General features: G+C 70.0%; 15 protein-coding genes. 3 read left to right on the top strand and 12 right to left on the bottom strand.

From position 1 onward, the window contains the following. Positions 1-11 precede the first annotated feature (11 nt). Together ABFX36_RS06295 and lepA are read right to left on the bottom strand one after the other, a co-directional pair. Entirely contained in the window at positions 12-2,051 is a 2,040-nt protein-coding gene (locus ABFX36_RS06295) for a M3 family metallopeptidase (protein ID WP_346075466.1), read from the bottom strand. Further along, complete coding sequence (lepA, locus tag ABFX36_RS06290; protein ID WP_428832047.1) at positions 2,051-3,940, bottom strand: translation elongation factor 4; 1,890 nt, start codon at positions 3,938-3,940, stop codon at positions 2,051-2,053. The genes ABFX36_RS06295 and lepA overlap by 1 nt, the downstream gene beginning before the upstream one ends. Before the next feature lie 121 nt (positions 3,941-4,061). On the opposite strand from lepA, the gene ABFX36_RS06285 reads away from it, so the two are divergent. Further along, on the top strand, positions 4,062-4,733 hold the full coding sequence (locus ABFX36_RS06285; protein ID WP_346075461.1) for an alpha/beta hydrolase family protein: 672 nt from the start codon (positions 4,062-4,064) through the stop codon (positions 4,731-4,733). Positions 4,734-4,811: 78 nt separating this feature from the next. Here ABFX36_RS06285 and ABFX36_RS06280 read toward each other — a convergent pair whose 3' ends face one another. Beyond that, positions 4,812-5,909, bottom strand: a complete 1,098-nt coding sequence (locus ABFX36_RS06280; protein WP_062367884.1) for a hypothetical protein — start codon at positions 5,907-5,909, stop codon at positions 4,812-4,814. Positions 5,910-6,111: 202 nt separating this feature from the next. On the opposite strand from ABFX36_RS06280, the gene rpsT reads away from it, so the two are divergent. Further along, complete coding sequence (rpsT, locus tag ABFX36_RS06275) at positions 6,112-6,372, top strand: 30S ribosomal protein S20 (protein ID WP_006897618.1); 261 nt, start codon at positions 6,112-6,114, stop codon at positions 6,370-6,372. 170 nt (positions 6,373-6,542) lie between these two features. Here the strand turns inward: rpsT and holA are convergent, their stop codons facing one another. The 4 genes from holA to ABFX36_RS06255 all read right to left on the bottom strand — a co-directional run bounded on the left by holA (position 6,543) and on the right by ABFX36_RS06255 (position 11,037). After that, entirely contained in the window at positions 6,543-7,484 is a 942-nt protein-coding gene (holA, locus tag ABFX36_RS06270; RefSeq protein WP_082084083.1) for a DNA polymerase III subunit delta, read from the bottom strand. Further along, a complete protein-coding gene (locus ABFX36_RS06265) occupies positions 7,372-8,994 on the bottom strand; it encodes a ComEC/Rec2 family competence protein (RefSeq protein ID WP_222111538.1) in 1,623 nt (540 codons plus the stop codon). Before ABFX36_RS06265 ends, holA begins: the two co-directional genes overlap by 113 nt. Before the next feature lie 4 nt (positions 8,995-8,998). Further along, on the bottom strand, positions 8,999-10,054 hold the full coding sequence (locus tag ABFX36_RS06260; RefSeq protein WP_231875694.1) for a helix-hairpin-helix domain-containing protein: 1,056 nt from the start codon (positions 10,052-10,054) through the stop codon (positions 8,999-9,001). 113 nt (positions 10,055-10,167) lie between these two features. Further along, positions 10,168-11,037 (bottom strand): GntR family transcriptional regulator, encoded by an 870-nt coding sequence (locus tag ABFX36_RS06255; protein WP_045540212.1) that lies wholly within the window; start codon positions 11,035-11,037, stop codon positions 10,168-10,170. Between the two features lie 94 nt (positions 11,038-11,131). Here ABFX36_RS06255 and ABFX36_RS06250 point away from each other — a divergent pair, with 94 nt between their 5' ends. After that, positions 11,132-12,325, top strand: a complete 1,194-nt coding sequence (locus ABFX36_RS06250) for an FAD-dependent monooxygenase (protein ID WP_045540213.1) — start codon at positions 11,132-11,134, stop codon at positions 12,323-12,325. On the opposite strand, the gene ABFX36_RS06245 is transcribed toward ABFX36_RS06250, so the two are convergent. Genes ABFX36_RS06245 through nadD form a run of 5 tightly spaced genes read right to left on the bottom strand, consistent with a single transcriptional unit; the run spans position 12,326 to position 15,725 of the window. Then, the gene (locus tag ABFX36_RS06245) at positions 12,326-13,174 is read right to left on the bottom strand and encodes a DegV family protein (RefSeq protein WP_045540214.1); all 849 of its coding nucleotides are present in this window, start codon (positions 13,172-13,174) and stop codon (positions 12,326-12,328) included. A gap of 42 nt (positions 13,175-13,216) precedes the next feature. Beyond that, the gene (gene octT, locus ABFX36_RS06240; protein WP_006895979.1) at positions 13,217-13,927 is read right to left on the bottom strand and encodes a diglucosylglycerate octanoyltransferase; all 711 of its coding nucleotides are present in this window, start codon (positions 13,925-13,927) and stop codon (positions 13,217-13,219) included. Positions 13,928-13,933: 6 nt separating this feature from the next. Next, positions 13,934-14,647, bottom strand: coding sequence for a histidine phosphatase family protein (locus tag ABFX36_RS06235; RefSeq protein WP_006895978.1), 714 nt, complete (start codon positions 14,645-14,647; stop codon positions 13,934-13,936). Continuing rightward, positions 14,644-15,075, bottom strand: a complete 432-nt coding sequence (gene rsfS / locus ABFX36_RS06230) for a ribosome silencing factor (RefSeq protein WP_006895977.1) — start codon at positions 15,073-15,075, stop codon at positions 14,644-14,646. Before rsfS ends, ABFX36_RS06235 begins: the two co-directional genes overlap by 4 nt. Next, a complete protein-coding gene (nadD, locus tag ABFX36_RS06225; protein ID WP_006895976.1) occupies positions 15,072-15,725 on the bottom strand; it encodes a nicotinate-nucleotide adenylyltransferase in 654 nt (217 codons plus the stop codon). The genes rsfS and nadD overlap by 4 nt, the downstream gene beginning before the upstream one ends. Positions 15,726-15,939 lie beyond the last annotated feature (214 nt).

Here is a 15,939-nt window from a genome sequence, read left to right as displayed (position 1 = left end):
GCACCGCCGCGCTAGGCGAGCCCACGTCGACGCAGCAGCGGTTCGATCCGGGCACTGTGGCCGATCATGGCGGCATGCGCGGCGACCGGATCGACGCTGTCGCCGCGCGACAGCACCGCCTCGGCGAACGCCGCTCCCAGTTCCGGCCTGAGACCGCCGCCCGCCAGGAACCACTGCTCGGTCTCGGCGTCGAGGATCTCCGCCCAGATGTACGAGTAGTACGCCGACGAGTAGCCGCCGCCGAAGACGTGGTTGAAGTACGTGCTGCGGTACCGGGGCGGGATCAGGTCGGCGGCCAGCCCGGCATCGGAGAGTGCGCGGCGTTCGAACTCCAGGACGTCGTCGGGGATCTCGTCCTCGGCGAGCCGGTGCCATGCGAGGTCGAGCGCAGCGGCGGCGAGGTACTCGACGGTGGAGTGCGCCGATTCGGTTCCGGTCGCGCCGCGGACGGCGTCGATGAGCTCGGCCGGCGCGGGTTCACCGGTGAGGTGGTGCCGCGCATAGCGTGCCACCACCTCCGGGTGCAGCGCCCACATCTCGTTGACCTGCGACGGGAATTCAACGAAGTCCCGCGGCACGCTGGTTCCAGACTGGGAGACGTAGTCGACCGCCGACAGCAACCCGTGGATCGCATGTCCGAACTCGTGGAACAGCGTCGTGAGCTGGTCGAGGGAGAGCAGACACGGACGGCCCGGCTCGGGACGGGTGAGGTTCAGGACGTTGACCACGATCGGCGCCGTGCCCAGTTGCCGGGACTGATCGACGATGTTGTTCATCCAAGCGCCGCCCCGCTTGGACGGCCGAGCGAAGTAGTCGCCGAGGAACAGCCCGATCCCGGTGCCGTTGCGGCTCACCTCCCACACCCGGACGTCGGGGTGGTAACCGGCGAGGTCGTCGCGCTCGGCGAAGCTCAACCCGTAGAGGCGTCCGGCCGCGGCGAAGACTCCGTCGGTGATGACGGTGTCCAGCTCGCAGTAGTCCGCGAAGCCGTCGATGTCGATCGACTCGGCGGAGCCGGCGGCACGGGCCCGCTGATCAGCGGCGAGCCAATAGGTCACATCGGCCGCACCGAGCGGACCGCCGGCGAGTGCGGCCAGACGCGCGAGCTCAGCGTCGGCGGCCTTCATCGCCGCGGCGCCGAGCCGAGCCAGGAGTTCGGCGACTGACTGCGGCGACGGTGCCGTCTCTTCGGCGATCACGTATTCGGCGTGGTTCGCGTAGCCGAGCAGGGCCGCGCGCCGAGCGCGCAGCCGGACGATCTCGAGGATCGACTCCCGGGTGTCGTGCGCGTTGCCGCGGGCACAGCGGACCGCGGAGGCGTCGAAGACGCGGCGACGCGCGGCGGGGTCGGTGAGCTTGGCGACCGTCGCCTGACTGGTCGGGAGTTCGAGGGCCACCAGGTAGCCGTCTCGACCGGCGTTCGCCGCAGCGCGGGCAGCCGCGGCGATCTCCGAGGGCGACAGCCCGTCGAGGTCCGCGGCGTCCTCGAAATGCACGGCCGAATCGTTGGTGTCGTCGAGCAGGTGCTGGCCGAAGTCGGTGGTCAGCGTCGCCAGTCGGGCGGAGATCTCCCGCATCTGTTCCTGACCCGACTCGTCGAGGGCCGCGCCGGACCGAATCGCGTCGCGGTACCGCTGCTCCAGCAGGCGCGTCTGCGCCTCGTCGAGGTCGAGTTCGGCGCGACGCTCGTACAGCTCGGCGATGCGCGCGAAGAGCGCGGGGTTCAGCGCGATCGCGTTGGCGTGCTCAGTAAGGCGCACCGCGAGGACCTGCGCGATCTTCGCGCGCTGCGGATTGCTGTCGGGCCCCTCGAGATTGAAGAAGATCCCGTTCACCCGGGCCAGCGACCGACCCGACGCCTCCAGCGCGGCCACCGTGTTGTCGAAGGTCGGGGCCTGCGTCGAGTCCGCGATCGCGTCCACCTCGGCGCGATGCTCGGCGAGCGCGATGTCGTACGCGGGCAGGAAGTCGTCGTCGGAGATCGACGCGAAATCCGGAAGCCCGTACGGCAGCGGCGAGTCGGCGAGAACCGGCGACGTCGTGGCCGCCACTACTTGCCCTTCGGCTTATCGCCGAGTTCGTCGGTGGACAGCGCCGCGACGAAGGCCTCCTGCGGAACCTCGACCCGCCCGATCGTCTTCATCCGCTTCTTGCCCTCCTTCTGCTTCTCGAGCAGTTTGCGCTTGCGGCTGATGTCGCCGCCGTAGCACTTGGCCAGCACGTCCTTGCGGATCGCGCGGATGTTCTCGCGGGCGATGACCTTCGACCCGATGGCGGCCTGAATCGGCACCTCGAACTGCTGGCGCGGGATCAGGTCCTTGAGCTTGAGCGCCATCCGGTTGCCGTAGGAGTACGCCGAGTCCTTGTGGACGATCGCGCTGAACGCGTCGACGGCTTCGCCCTGCAGCAGGATGTCGACCTTCACCAGATCGGCCTGCGCCTCTCCCGACTCCTCGTAGTCGAGGCTGGCGTAACCGCGGGTGCGCGACTTGAGCGAGTCGAAGAAGTCGAAGATGATCTCCGCCATCGGCATCGTGTAGCGCAGTTCGACGCGGGTCTCCGACAGGTAGTCCATGCCGCCGAGTTCGCCGCGGCGCGACTGGCACAGCTCCATGATCGCGCCGATGAACTCACTGGGCGCGATCACCGTCGTCTTGACCATCGGCTCGAAGATCTGGCTGGTCTTGCCGGTGGGCCAGTCGGACGGATTGGTCACGATGTGCTCGGTGCCGTCGTCCATCACCACGCGGTACACCACGTTGGGCGCAGTGGAGATCAGGTTGAGATCGAACTCCCGCTCCAGCCGCTCGCGGGTGATCTCCATATGCAGCAGGCCGAGGAAGCCGCAGCGGAAACCGAAGCCGAGCGCCACCGACGTCTCGGGCTCGTACGTCAGGGCCGCATCGTTGAGCTGAAGCTTCTCGAGTGCCTCGCGCAGGACCGGGTAGTCGGACCCGTCGACGGGATACAGACCCGAGTAGACCATCGGTCGCGGCTCGCGGTAACCGGTGAGCGGCTCGTCGGCGCCGCCCTTCGCAGTGGTGACGGTGTCACCGACCTTCGACTGCCGGACGTCCTTGACGCCGGTGATGAGATAGCCCACCTCGCCGACGCCGAGACCCGCGCTGGCCTTCGGCTCCGGCGAGACGATGCCGACTTCGAGCAGCTCGTGCGTCGCGCCGGTCGACATCATCGCGATCTTCTCGCGCGGGACGATGCGTCCGTCCACCACGCGGACGTACGTGACCACACCGCGGTAGGTGTCGTACACCGAGTCGAAGATCATCGCCCGGGCCGGCGCATCGGGGTCGCCGACGGGGGCGGGGATCAGACGGACCGCCTCGTCGAGCAGTTCCGGCACGCCCACACCGGTCTTGCCGGAGACGCGGAGCACCTCCTCGGGTTCGCAGCCGACGATGTGCGCGATCTCCGCCGCGTAGCGGTCGGGGTCGGCCGCGGGCAGGTCGATCTTGTTGAGCACCGGGATGATGGTGAGGTCGTTCTCCATCGCCAGGTACAGGTTCGCCAGCGTCTGCGCCTCGATCCCCTGGGCGGCGTCCACCAGCAGGATCGCACCCTCGCACGCTTCGAGCGCGCGGGAGACCTCGTAGGTGAAGTCGACGTGGCCGGGGGTGTCGATGAGGTGCAGCACGTACTCCTCGTCGCCCACCTTCCACGGCAGCCGGACGTTCTGCGCCTTGATGGTGATGCCGCGCTCGCGCTCGATGTCCATGCGGTCGAGGTACTGCGCGCGCATCTGCCGTTCCTCGACGACGCCCGTCAGCTGCAGCATCCGATCGGCGAGGGTGGACTTGCCGTGGTCGATGTGCGCGATGATGCAGAAGTTGCGAATCTTTGCGGGATCGGTGAACGTCTTGTCGGCGAAGCTGGGAATCTCACTCACTCCTTGCGCGGCGGGCCCGGGTGAAGCCCGGTGCAGATCACCCTCCAGTTTCGCACGACACCGGCCGGCAGTTCACCTCGCCGCCCCGCGCGAGGCGGGCCGCCGCAGGCCCGACGGCCCGCGGCGCGCCCGCACCACCGATTAGGCTCGACGCATCATGGGTAGGGACAGCGAGTTCACGGTGGAGACGGCGACGGTCGCGGCGGACGTGACGTGCCCGGACGAATCCCGCGGACTGGTGATCCTCGCGCACGGAGCGGGCGGCGACCGCCGGGCCGCGATCCTGCGGGCGGTCGGCGGCGCCCTGGCCGCCCGAGGACTGGCGGTCGCGCGCATCGATCTGCCGTACCGGCAGGACCGGCCCAAGGGGCCGCCGTCACCGTCGAAGGCGGCCCGAGACCGCGACGGCATCCGCGAGGCGGTGGCCGAGCTGCGGTCCGCGGCTCCCGGCCCGCTGATCGTCGGCGGACACTCGTACGGCGGACGTCAGGCGTCGATGGTGGCGGCCGAGGACCCGGATCTGTTCGACGGGCTGTTGCTCACTTCGTACCCACTGCATCCGCCCGGGAAACCCGACCGCATGCGGACCGACCATCTCCCCGCGATCACCGTGCCGACGCTGATCGTGCACGGCCGCAGCGACGCCTTCGGAACGTCGCAGGAGTTCGCCGAGGCGATAGACCTGTTCGGCGGTCCGGTGCGAGTGCTCGAAGTGGAGCGGGCCGATCACAGCCTCAAACCCGACCGGAGCGGCGTCGCCGACCTGACGGCCGATGCGGTCGACGCATGGCTCCTGCCCGCGGCCGCCGAGCGCGCGGAACGACGATGAGCAGCGCACCGCGGCACCCGGCCCGCTGCCGTCGACCGGACGTTCCCACTGCGCCGGCGAAGTCCGCTTCCTGACCGGTCAGCGCATCAGCCGGCGCCGCACCCGCCGCACGAGATCAGCCGCGCGGGTGGTCAACGCGGGACTGCGGTCGGGCACCGGACCGGTCTTCGCCCACAGTGCGATCGCATCGAGCGCGGCGTCGACGACGTCGCCGTCGGTGACAGCGGCGAACTCGTCCCCCGCGGTGGCGGTCACTCGAAGGTCCTGAACTGTTCCGGAGACCGGATGTCCGCGCCGGACGAGTTCGGCGACCATCTCCTCCGACTTCCTCGCGGCCCAGGCCGCCTGCGGCCCGGTCAGCCCCTCAGGCCGGCCGTCGCGCGTCGCGAACAGGTAGTCGCCGATCAGAACGCCTTTGACGAGACGCTCGTACCGGCGCCATTCGATGTCCTCGGGCTGCAGCCGGCCGTTCAGCCTGCGCAGCAGTTCGGTCTGCGCCGCCGACAGTGACTTGTTGCTGCTGGGCACCTCCTCGGGCAGGTCGGCCGGATCCATGCCGAGCGCGCGGACGAAGCGCTCCCACAGACCGTCGCCGTCGCTCGCGGTTCCGGGCGCCGGAACGGTGACGATGTGAACGCGTTCGGGACCGACCACCTCCGACCAGTCCGCAGTGATCCGCCGGTAGTCCTGGAACTCCCAGAACGGTTCCTGATCGGGGCCGGCGTGGTCGTCGGAGATCGACTCGACGAACTCGTCGAGCGTCGCCTGTCGCTGATTCTTGACGTTCTCCTGCCAGACCGATGGGACCTGTCTGGCCAGATCGCGCACCGTGAGCACGGCGTGCACCTCGTCTGCGAAGCTCAGGTCGGCCACCAGGCGCCGGATGTGCTCCGGACCGGCGTTGGCGAACAGCTCGTGCGAGACGAGGGACGAGCCGCGCCAGGCCCGCATCTGTGCGACCATCGACGGCCACACGCCGGCGTGTGCGGGATCGGCCCAGTCGAGGTAGCGCTCGGGCTGCAGGTGGGCCGCGGCGTGGAAGTGGTCGTCGATCCGGTTGCCCGGATAGAGCAGCCCGGCCCGGGCGAGGGCGTGGTCGCGGTTGCGCCACAGCCGATCCTGAACGTGCGTGGTTCCGGTCTTCGGCAGACCTACGTGGACATAGACGACTGACATAGTGCTTCCACTGTAGGCAGCGGTGCGGACCGCCGGATGACGCTCGCACCTCGGGTGCGGGCGATTTTGGCGCTTCCTGCGACGCTGGTATCGTTGACCGCTGTTGCGATGGACGCTGGCCGATGACCGGACCGCTCTGTCGCCGATGGGTACAAACGACAGTCGGCCGAGGGCCGCACAGGACGCCAGAAGAGGACATCGCGTGGCTAATATCAAGTCTCAGATCAAGCGGAACAAGACCAACGAGAAGGCACGTCAGCGCAACCAGTCGATCAAGTCGGCCCTGCGTACCGCCATCCGCAACTTCCGCGAGACGGTCGCCTCGGGCGACAAGGACAAGGCCGCCGAGCTGCTCGTCACGACCAGCCGTCAGCTGGACAAGGCTGCGTCGAAGGGCGTCATCCACAAGAACCAGGCCGCCAACAAGAAGTCGGCCATGGCTCTCGCGGTCAACAAGCTCTGACGCCGGGCGGCCTTCGGGCCGCTCCGCTTCGTTCTGCTGAGCGAGGCCACAACAGAATCACACTTTCGCAAACACCTCGATGACGGGCCACGGAGTCATCGAGGTGTTTGTCGTCGCACGCTTCCGGGTCCCGATCTCGCGCGACGGTGGCCGACGCGGAGACACACCGCCTATCGCCGGCGCGGACGCAGACGCGCCACAGTGGCGACCGCGTGCTCCAATGCGTAATCGGGATCGGCGGCCTGTCCCTTGACGGCACCGTTGAGGTCGGCGACCACGAGCACCGCCTCGCCGATCGACGCCGAATCCCAGGCTCGAGCCTGGGTCTGGATCTTCCCGACCCGGCCGGGCGACATCCCGAGCTCCGAGGCGAGGGAGTACTTGTCGCCGCCGCCCATCGACCGGACCCGCGCGATGGCGTGCACCGCCTCCGCGAGCGCGTCCGCGAGCAGAACACGCGCGGTGCCGTGGTGTTCGGCCCAGGCGAGCGATTCGAGCGCGCCGGCGAGGTCACCGGTCACGGCCTTGTCCGCGACCTCGAAGCCCGTCACCTCGGGACGCCCGGTGTAGTAGAGCCGAACGGCGGCGGCGTCGACCTTGTTGCCGGTGTCGGCGACCAACTGGTGGCAGGCGGCCGAGAGCTCCCGCAGATCCGACCCCACCATTTCGGTGACCAGTTCCACCACCTCGGCGCTGACCCGGGCGCCGAGCGCGCGGAACTCCGCGCGCACGAAGTCCATCCGCTCCGACGGCCACTTGGGCGCCGCGCACGCGAACTCCTGGGCCCCGGCCTTCTTCAGTTCACCCACCATCGACTTCTGCCTGCCGCCGCCGGTGTGCACCACCATCAGCGTGATGCCCTCGGGCAGCGCCTTGGCGGACGCGGTGATGAGCGCCGCGGGCTCCTTGCCCGCATCCGCGGCGGACTGCACCACGACGATGCGTTCCTCGGCGAACAGCGACGGACTCAACAGTTCAGCCAACTCCGGCGCGGTGACTTCACCGGCGCGGACGCGGGTGACCGGTACGTCGACCCCCGCCTCGCGACTGCGCTCGGCCGAGACCTTCGAGATGACGCGCCCGGTCAGGAAGTCGTCGTCTCCGAGTAGCAAGTACAGCCGATCGCTCACATCGAACATGGTGCCAGACACCCCGGACACGACCGCGGCTGCGCCACCCCAGCACGCCGGCCGCGCCGAGGACCAGCACCGTGACCGCGGTCGGTCCCGGCACGGTCAGCGTGGACCACCGCGGCCCTCCCAGCCAGTCGGCGACCGCGATCAACCACCTCGTCGGCGGACCCGCGGCGCGCACCAGCAGTTCGGCGAGAACGGTGGTCGGTCCGTAGCGCGGTCCGAGCCCGCCGATCACCGCCGCCGCCGTGCCCAGCAGTCCGGCGATGCCCACGACCGGCACCGCCAGCAGATTCGCCGGAACCGACAGGAGGTTCACCGTGTCGGTGACGGCGATCAGCAACGGCGTGGTGAGCACCTGTGCGGCGAGGGTCATCGACAACAGCGTCGCCGGCGCTTCGGGGACCCCGCGACGCACGAGCGCCGAGCGGATCGGCACCGACCACAGCACCAGCCCGAGCGTCGCGACCACCGACAGCGCGAACCCGGGAGCGAGCGCCATCTGAGGCCACAGCAGGGTCACCACGATCACCGCCGTCCCGAGAGCGGGGAGCGCCTGAGCCCGTCGCGAGCCCAGACCCGCAGCCAGGCCCACCGACCCCATCACCGCCGCTCGCAGCACACTGTCGGTGGGGCGGACCAGGATCACGAAACCGATGATCGCGAGGCCGCCCAGTATCGCCACCGTGCGCTCGGACGCTCCGCACGACCGGACGCCGAGAATCACGGCGCCGCACACGAGCGCGAAATTGCTGCCGGAGACAGCAATGAGATGTGCCAGACCGGCGGCCCGGAAGTCGGCGGCCGTGCGTTCGTCGAGTCCGCTCACATCGCCGAGGACGAGTCCCGGCAGCAATCCCGCCGACCGCTCGGGCAAGGCCCGCAGCGAGACATCTCGCAACCGCTCCCGGACGGTACCGGCAGCGCGCTGCCACCACGGCGGTCCCCGCAGCCCGGTCATCGGACCGGTCGCGGTCAACTGCGCGGCCTGCAACCGGTCGGCCGCACGGTCACGCGGTGGCCGGACGCGGACTCGTACGCGGTACCGCTCGCCGGGCAGCACATCCGGGCCGTCCACCGGCGCGGTCAGCTGTGCCGCGACCGGTCGCTGGCGGAGGCCGCTCAGCGCACGGACGGTGACCGGAACGCGCATGCGTCCGCCGGTGAGGAACACCGGGTCGCCGGTGGTCTCCACCTCGACGGTCGGCTTGCCCTCAGCGGTTCGGATCGGTGCGGAGTCGACGGCGATCACTCGCAGGACGACGGCCAGAGTGGACGCCGCGATCAATCCGCACGCCGCTGCGGCCGAGACGCCGATCGCGCGACGCAGGCCCGCGTTCCGCCTGCTCCACACCGCTGCGGCGATTCCGGCAGCCCCGAATCCGGCGCTTATCGACGCGCTCACCGCGACCGGCGCCGCGAGCGCCGTCGCCGCGGCCGCCCAGCATCCCGCGGCGGGTGCCGCGAGCCGCAGGTCGGACGTGCGCACCTCGCTAACCGACCGTCACCAGTGGCTTGAGCTTGGCCAGCCTGCCCGGTCCGATGCCGTCCACCTCCGCGAGCCGGTCAACCGAGTCGAACCGGCCGTGAGCCTGCCGCCAGGCCAGAATCGAGGCTGCCGTCACCGGGCCCACTCCGGGCAGCGCGTCCAATTGCTCGGCGGTGGCCGTATTCAGATCGACGAGGCCGGTGCCCGCCGCCGGCGCACTGCCGCCGGGAACCGATGGCGACTCCCCCGCCGGCGCCGAACCCGCCGCCACCACCGCGCTGCGGACCGTCGCCTCCTCCCCGCCCCTGCCGATGAGGATCTGGTCTCCGTCGTGCAGCGGCTGCGCCATGTTCAGGCTCAGCAGATCGGCGCCGGGCCGGGCCCCGCCTGCTCGCTTCAGCGCGTCCGCCACTCGCGCCGCACCGGTCAGTTCCACCAGACCCGGCCGATTGACCAGACCCACGACGCTCACCACGATCCGCGGAGACGACGGCGGCGGTACCGACGCGGACTCGCCGCCGGATGCGGCCGCCGGCGCGCGCGGGCCGGCGCTCGACTCGAAGGCCACCAGCGGCGCCGTCGGCTCATTCTGTTTCAGCAGTGAGTACCCGGCGATCGCACACGCCACCAGACCGACGACGATCAGGCCGATCGCGGCCGGCGGCAGCATCGTGAACCGGCGACGCGGCGCATCCCACTCGTCGTCCCACGGCTCCTCGTCGTCACCGTGCCGGGATCGGTCGCCGTCACCGAGCGACTCGATGCCCGCCGGCTCGTAGCGCTCCGGCTCATAACCTTCCTGCTCGTAGCCTTCCGGCTCATAGCCTTCCTGCTCGTAGTCGTCGGGGCGGTCGGCGCCGTCCTCGTCCTCCGGTTCATCCGAGAGACAGTCGAATTCAGCCCGCTGCGACCACGCCCGTCGGCCCTGGGGCGTATCGAGCCAGTTCGGCATGCCCGTGACACCCCACGGCGTGTCGGCCCGCGAGGCCGGCCCCGCCAGGCGTGCCAGTGGATCGGCCCCGGTTGCGCGGTCGCGGGCCACCCGCTTGTTCCTCCCCATGCCGGGAAGAGTAGGCAGCGCGCCCGCCGCGCGGCGGTGCCGATCCGGCGATCCCGGTCATCTGTGGACCGCTTCGCCGAACTCCACAGACGCGGCGCACGCGTCGAGCCCGCTCAGCTCACGGACGACTCGATGCCGTCGAGGAATCTCCGCAGCGCCGACGTCAACAGCACCTCGGGATCGTACGGGTACCCCACCTCCATGATCCGGCGCATGTTCGGGAACCGATCCGGTGGCGTCAGTCTGCGCAGCTCCGCCACCTGGGTGTCCATCCACTCGTCGTTGCTCATCCCCGTCTCCGCGGCGTCGGCCAGCTCCGGCTCGAGAGTCAGACCCACCGCCCGGATCAGATTCAGCAGGCCGAGATAGTCGGTGAACGCCTGCACCGGATCGAGTCCGGCGGCGTGGAGCGCGGACAGCATCGATTCGGCGAGCGGCATCGCCTGGGGCATGGCCGCGGGCCGGGTCATCGAGAGCGCGCCCGCCAGCCACGGGTGACGGACCATCGTCGCCCACATCGACGTCGCGGCCGCCTCCAGATCGGCGCGCCACTGTCCCGACGCGTTCGGTGCCCGCACTTCGCCGAGGACCCGGTCCACCATCGCGAACTCGAGTTGTTCCCGGCTCGGCACGTACCGATAGACGGCCATCGTCGGAATCTCGAGCGCCGAGGCCAGCCGTCGCATCGACACCGCGGCGAGCGACTCGGCGTCGGCGATCGCGACGGCCGCGCTCACCACGCCGTCCGCAGTCAGCACGGCGGGGTCGCCGCCGTCCGGTGCGAGCACCACGCTGCCCCGTCCGGGCACCGACTCGATCAGACCGTCCGCCTGCAGCAGCGAGAGCACGCGGCTCGCCGTCGCCATCGCCACGTTGTGGTCGCGCATGATCGCCCGAGTGGATGGGACGGCGTCGCCCGGGCGCAATCGCCCGGTGACGATCCGCATTCGCAGCTCGTCCGCGATCTGCTCCGCTCGGCTCATCTGACCGCCCTTCCCCAGTGCTCTAGTGCACTTTTACGAAAAGTACACGTGAACACCGTATCTCAGTGCACTCGATACGGCGTACGGTCGCACCATGAAGAAGTTGGAGATCCTCATCAGCGGCGCATCGATCGCCGGCCCCGCATCCGCTCTGCTCCTGGCCCGGCAGGGGCACCGGGTCACCGTGGTCGAACGGGCTCCCCGGCTCCGCCCCGGCGGCCAGACCGTCGATCTGCGCGGGGCAGGACGGACCGTGATCGACCGAATGGGACTGACGCCGGCCACCGACGCACGACTGCTCGACCAGCGCGGGATCGCGACGGTCGACGCCCGCGGCCGACGACGCAGCGAACTGCCCGTGGAAGCCTTCGGCGGCAACGGCATCGTCTCGACTCACGAGATCCTGCGCGGCGATCTCGCCGAGGTGCTCGTCGGGGCCGTGCCGGAGTCCGTCGAGTACCTGTGGGACGACTCGGTACGCGCCATCGAACAGCACACCGGCTCGGTGACCGTCTCCTTCGAGCGCGCCCCAGACCGCTCGTTCGACCTGGTCGTCGGTGCCGACGGGCTGAGGTCCGCGGTGCGCCGCGCCGCCTTCGGCCCCGACGACCGCCATCTGCGGCCGATCGGGCTGCGGTACGCCTGGTTCACGGCGACCATCGATCAGCCGCTCGACGGCTGGTATCTGATGCACAACAGCCGCGGCGGCCGAGTGGTGTCGGCCCGCCCGTCACGCGTCGACGGGACGGTCAAGGCCTCGCTCGCCGTCCGCGGAAGCGACCCGGAGCCGCTGCACGACCGCGAGAGCCAGTGGCGCATGCTCGAGGAAGCGTTCGACGGCGTCGGATGGGTGGCGCCCCGATTGCTCGAGCAGATGCGCTCGGCGACCGACTGGGCGTACGCCGATCTCGCTCAGGTGCGGATGGAGCGTTTCGCCTCCGGGCGGGTGGCGCTGGTCGGCGACGCCGGTTACTGCCCGACACCGCTGACGGGTCTGGGCACCACCCTGGCTCTGGTCGGGGCATACGTCCTGGCCGGTGAGCTCGGGCGTTCCGGCGGCGAGGTCGCGCCCGCGCTCACCGAGTACCAGGCGGTGATGCGGCCGTTCATCGCGCGTACTCAGCAGCTGCCGCCCGGCGGCGCATCAGGATACGCGCCGTCGAGCCGTGCGGCCGTCGCCCTGAGCCGCTTCTCCTACTGGTCGATGAACAAGTGGCCGATGCGGTCGTTGCTCGCCGGCCAGTTCGCCAAGGCCGACGGCATCGATCTGCCCGACTACGGCGCGTGATCAGCGCAGGGGCCCCAGTCCGTGTCCGAGGCTGATGCCGACCGCCCCCGGCCCCACGTGGCTGCCGAGCACGGCGCCGAGATCGACGACGATGGTGGAGGTGATGTTCTCCAGCCGCCTGCTGATCTGCGCGAGCACCTCGGTCGCCAGGTCGGGGTTCTGACAATGCTGGATCCCGACTGTCACGGCGTCGTCGCCCGCGAGTTCCACGGCGGCGTCGAGCATCTTCGCGACCGCCTTGGTGGACGTGCGATGCCGTTCGCGCAGCGTCAGGAGCCCGTCGGACATGTGCAGGATCGGCTTGATCGCCAACGCCGAACCGAGCAGGTGTCCGGCGGCGCTGATCCGGCCGCTGCGCCGCAGATTGTCCAGCCCCTGCACGCAGAGCAGTGATTCGGCCGTCGCGGCCGCCCGGACCGCGGCCTCGTACACCTCGTCCCGAGACGCGCCGTTCTCGGCCGCCTGAACCGCGGCCATCGTCGTCAGGCCGAGCGAGATCCCGACCGAGCGCGAGTCGACGACGCGGACCTCACCGTCGGTCTGGTCCGCCGCCAGACGCGCGGCGCCCCACGTGCCCGACAGCCTGCGCGAGATGTGCACGGCCACCACCCCGTCGCCCTCGCTGGCCTCCCACGCCTGCGCGTACGCGCGCTTGAGATCGCCGAGGTTGGCACCGGACGTGGTGACCTTCTGGGAGCCGATGACGTCGGGCGGGATCTCGTCGACGCCTTCGGCGTACTGGGCACCGTCCTCGGTGTGCAAGTACAGCGGCACCTGGCCGATCCTGTGCTCGTCGAGGAGTGTCGCGGGCAACCGCGAGGACGAATCGGTGACGACGACGACTGGCACCCCTACACGGTAGCCGGTCGGTTTGGGTGATTCGACGGTGAGTCAGCCGAGAACGGCGCGGACCGCGGGCGTCATGAGCGCGGCGATCCGTCGGTGGGCCTCGAATCCCCAGTGGATGCCGTCCGGGTTCATCTCGACCGCCGGGTCGGCGAACGCCTCCGCCGTCACCGGATAGAAGTCCACGGTCGGCAGTCGGTGGCGTCGCGCCCACTCGCTGATCGCGGCCGTGGTCGGGATCCGGCCCGGGTGGACGTTTCCGTAGTACGGGCTGTCGTGGGTCGGAGGCAGCGCGACGACGACCGGCAGATCCGGACGCAGGTGCGCGAGCGCACCCCGGATCTTTTCGAAGTAGCGTGCGGTCTCCGCCGGCGGAATGGCCATGGGCCAGCCGATCGGCGACAACCGGGGCTGCAGCCAGCCGTAGGCGCCGCGCACCGCCTGGCGTAGCTTCGCCGGCCGCACGTATCGGATCTGCTCGCGCAGCGCGGTCGGCAGCGGCGACGGCAGCGAGTCCATCCCGCCGAACGCCAGCACGAGGACCTCGGCTTCCGGCACCGCGGCCCACACCCGCGGGTCCTGCGTGATCGCCCACCAGATGTCGCGGCTGGTCCAGCCGATACGCGCGAAGAGTTCGACGTCGCGGCCGGTGTCCGCACCCACCAGGTTGGGCCAGATCCGCGGATCGTCGGCGGCGAGCCCTCCAGTGGCTCCGTAGAAGGACAGGGAGTCGCCCAGCACCATGATCGAACCCATAGCGGTCTACTGCACCGTGCTCTCGGCCGACTCCGCGGAGGCGTTCCAGACGTCCAGACGCCACACCGGTTCCTCACCCGGCAGGGCGTGGCCGGACAACTGCACCCAGCTGGTGTTGGCGAGGCCTCCGAAAATGGGCCAGTTCTCCACCGGCAGCCCGAGCAGACCCGCGGTCAGCGCGGCGATCACCCCGCCGTGCGCCACCAGAACCACCGGCGCCTCGGCGTTCTCGCCCTGCCCCCAGTCGTCGAGACGGTCGACGAGTTCGGTGACCACCGGGACCGACCTGCCCGCCACCTCGACGCGTGACTCACCGTTCGGCGGCGCCCAGTGGGCGTCGTCGCGCCAGTGCCTGCGCGCACCGGGCGCGACGGTGTCCACCTCGGTGTGGGTCATACCCTGCCAGTCGCCCAGATGCGTCTCCCGCAACCGGACGTCGGTCTCTACCTCCTGGCCGGTCACCGCGGCCAGCGCGAGCGCCGTGTCGTAGGCGCGGCGCAGGTCGGAGGAGCGGATCAGCCGGGGTCCGCGAGTGGCGAGGGCCCGGCCGGCGACGGCCGCCTGCGCCACCCCGACCGGCGACAGCTCGGTGTCGAGTTGACCCTGCATCCGCCGTCCCGCGTTGTACTCGGTCTGTCCGTGGCGCAGCAGGATCAGCCTGCGGACGATCGGAGTCAGCCGTTCGACACTGGTGTCGCCGGCGTCGGGTTCACTTCTCATTCGCCCGTCGCGGATTCTGCGCCGGAGGGTTCGCCGTCGTCCTCGGCGGCGCGATCGCGCGACGGCGGCTCGATGCCGTCGATCTCGATCGCCGGGCAGTCCTTCCAGAGCCGTTCGAGCCCGTAGAAGTCGCGCTCGTCGTCGTGCTGGACGTGCACGACGAGATCGCCGTAGTCGAGCAGCGCCCAACGGCCCTCACGCGTCCCCTCCCGGCGCAACGCCTTGTATCCGGCTTCGCGCAGCTTGTCCTCGATCTCTTCGACGATCGAGTTAACCTGCCGTTCGTTGTCCGCAGACGCGATGAAGAAGGCGTCGGTGATGACGAGCGTGTCGGAGACGTCGAGGGCGACGATGTCGGTCGCCACCTTGTCGGCGGCGGCCAGAGCCGCGATCGTCACCATCTGGCGGGCTTCGGGAGAAGCGGTCACGCGAGGTCCTTTCGGTACAAACCGTGCTTGGCGATGTACTGGACCACTCCGTCCGGTACCAGGTACCAGACCGGGCGTCCCGCGGCGGCGCGTGCACGGCAATCGGTCGAGGAGATCGCCAGCGCGGGGATCTCCAGCATCTGCAGGGCATCGGCCGGTTTGGCCGCCAGATGCTCCATCAGATGTGTGGCATTCAGTTCGTATCCGGGTCGCGAGACTCCGATGAAGTTCGCGAGCTCGAAGAGGTCTTCCCAATCATGCCAGGAGAGGATCGTCTCCAAGGCGTCCGCACCGGTGATGAAGTACAGCTCGTCGTCCGGATAGGTCTTCCGGAGGTCGCGGAGGGTGTCGACGGTGTACGTCACGCCTTCGCGATCCACGTCCACCCGACTCACGGTGAACCGCGGGTTGGAGGCGGTGGCGATGACAGTCATCAGGTACCGGTGCTCGGCGGGCGAGACCAGCCGCGACGGGTCGGGCGCGTGGTCGCCCTCCTTCTGCCACGGTCGGCCTGTCGGGACGAAGACCACCTCGTCGAGTCCGAAGCGGTGGGCCACTTCGCTGCCCGCGACGAGGTGCCCGTTGTGGATCGGATCGAACGTCCCGCCCATCACGCCGATCCGGCGGGGCGCGCGTGCGGCCTGTGACATGCCGGTTGAGTCTACCGGGAGCGGTTCGGGCGGCGGTCGCGGGCCGGGGTGCGGGGTCGGGAGGGTTTCGACTCGCTCCGCTGTGAGTGTTTGGGGTGGTTGGCCTGGGGCTGACTGGCAGGGTGGTTATGGGTTCGTCGTTGTGTTCGTGACTCATCGCTCCGCTGGCCTCGTTGTGGGTGCCTTCAGCAAGACGTGTCCGTTCATCGATGGC

Source organism: Gordonia cholesterolivorans (assembly GCF_039531975.1).
Classification (GTDB): Bacteria; Actinomycetota; Actinomycetes; order Mycobacteriales; family Mycobacteriaceae; genus Gordonia; species Gordonia sihwensis.
This window is presented reverse-complemented; position numbering and strand designations above follow the sequence as displayed.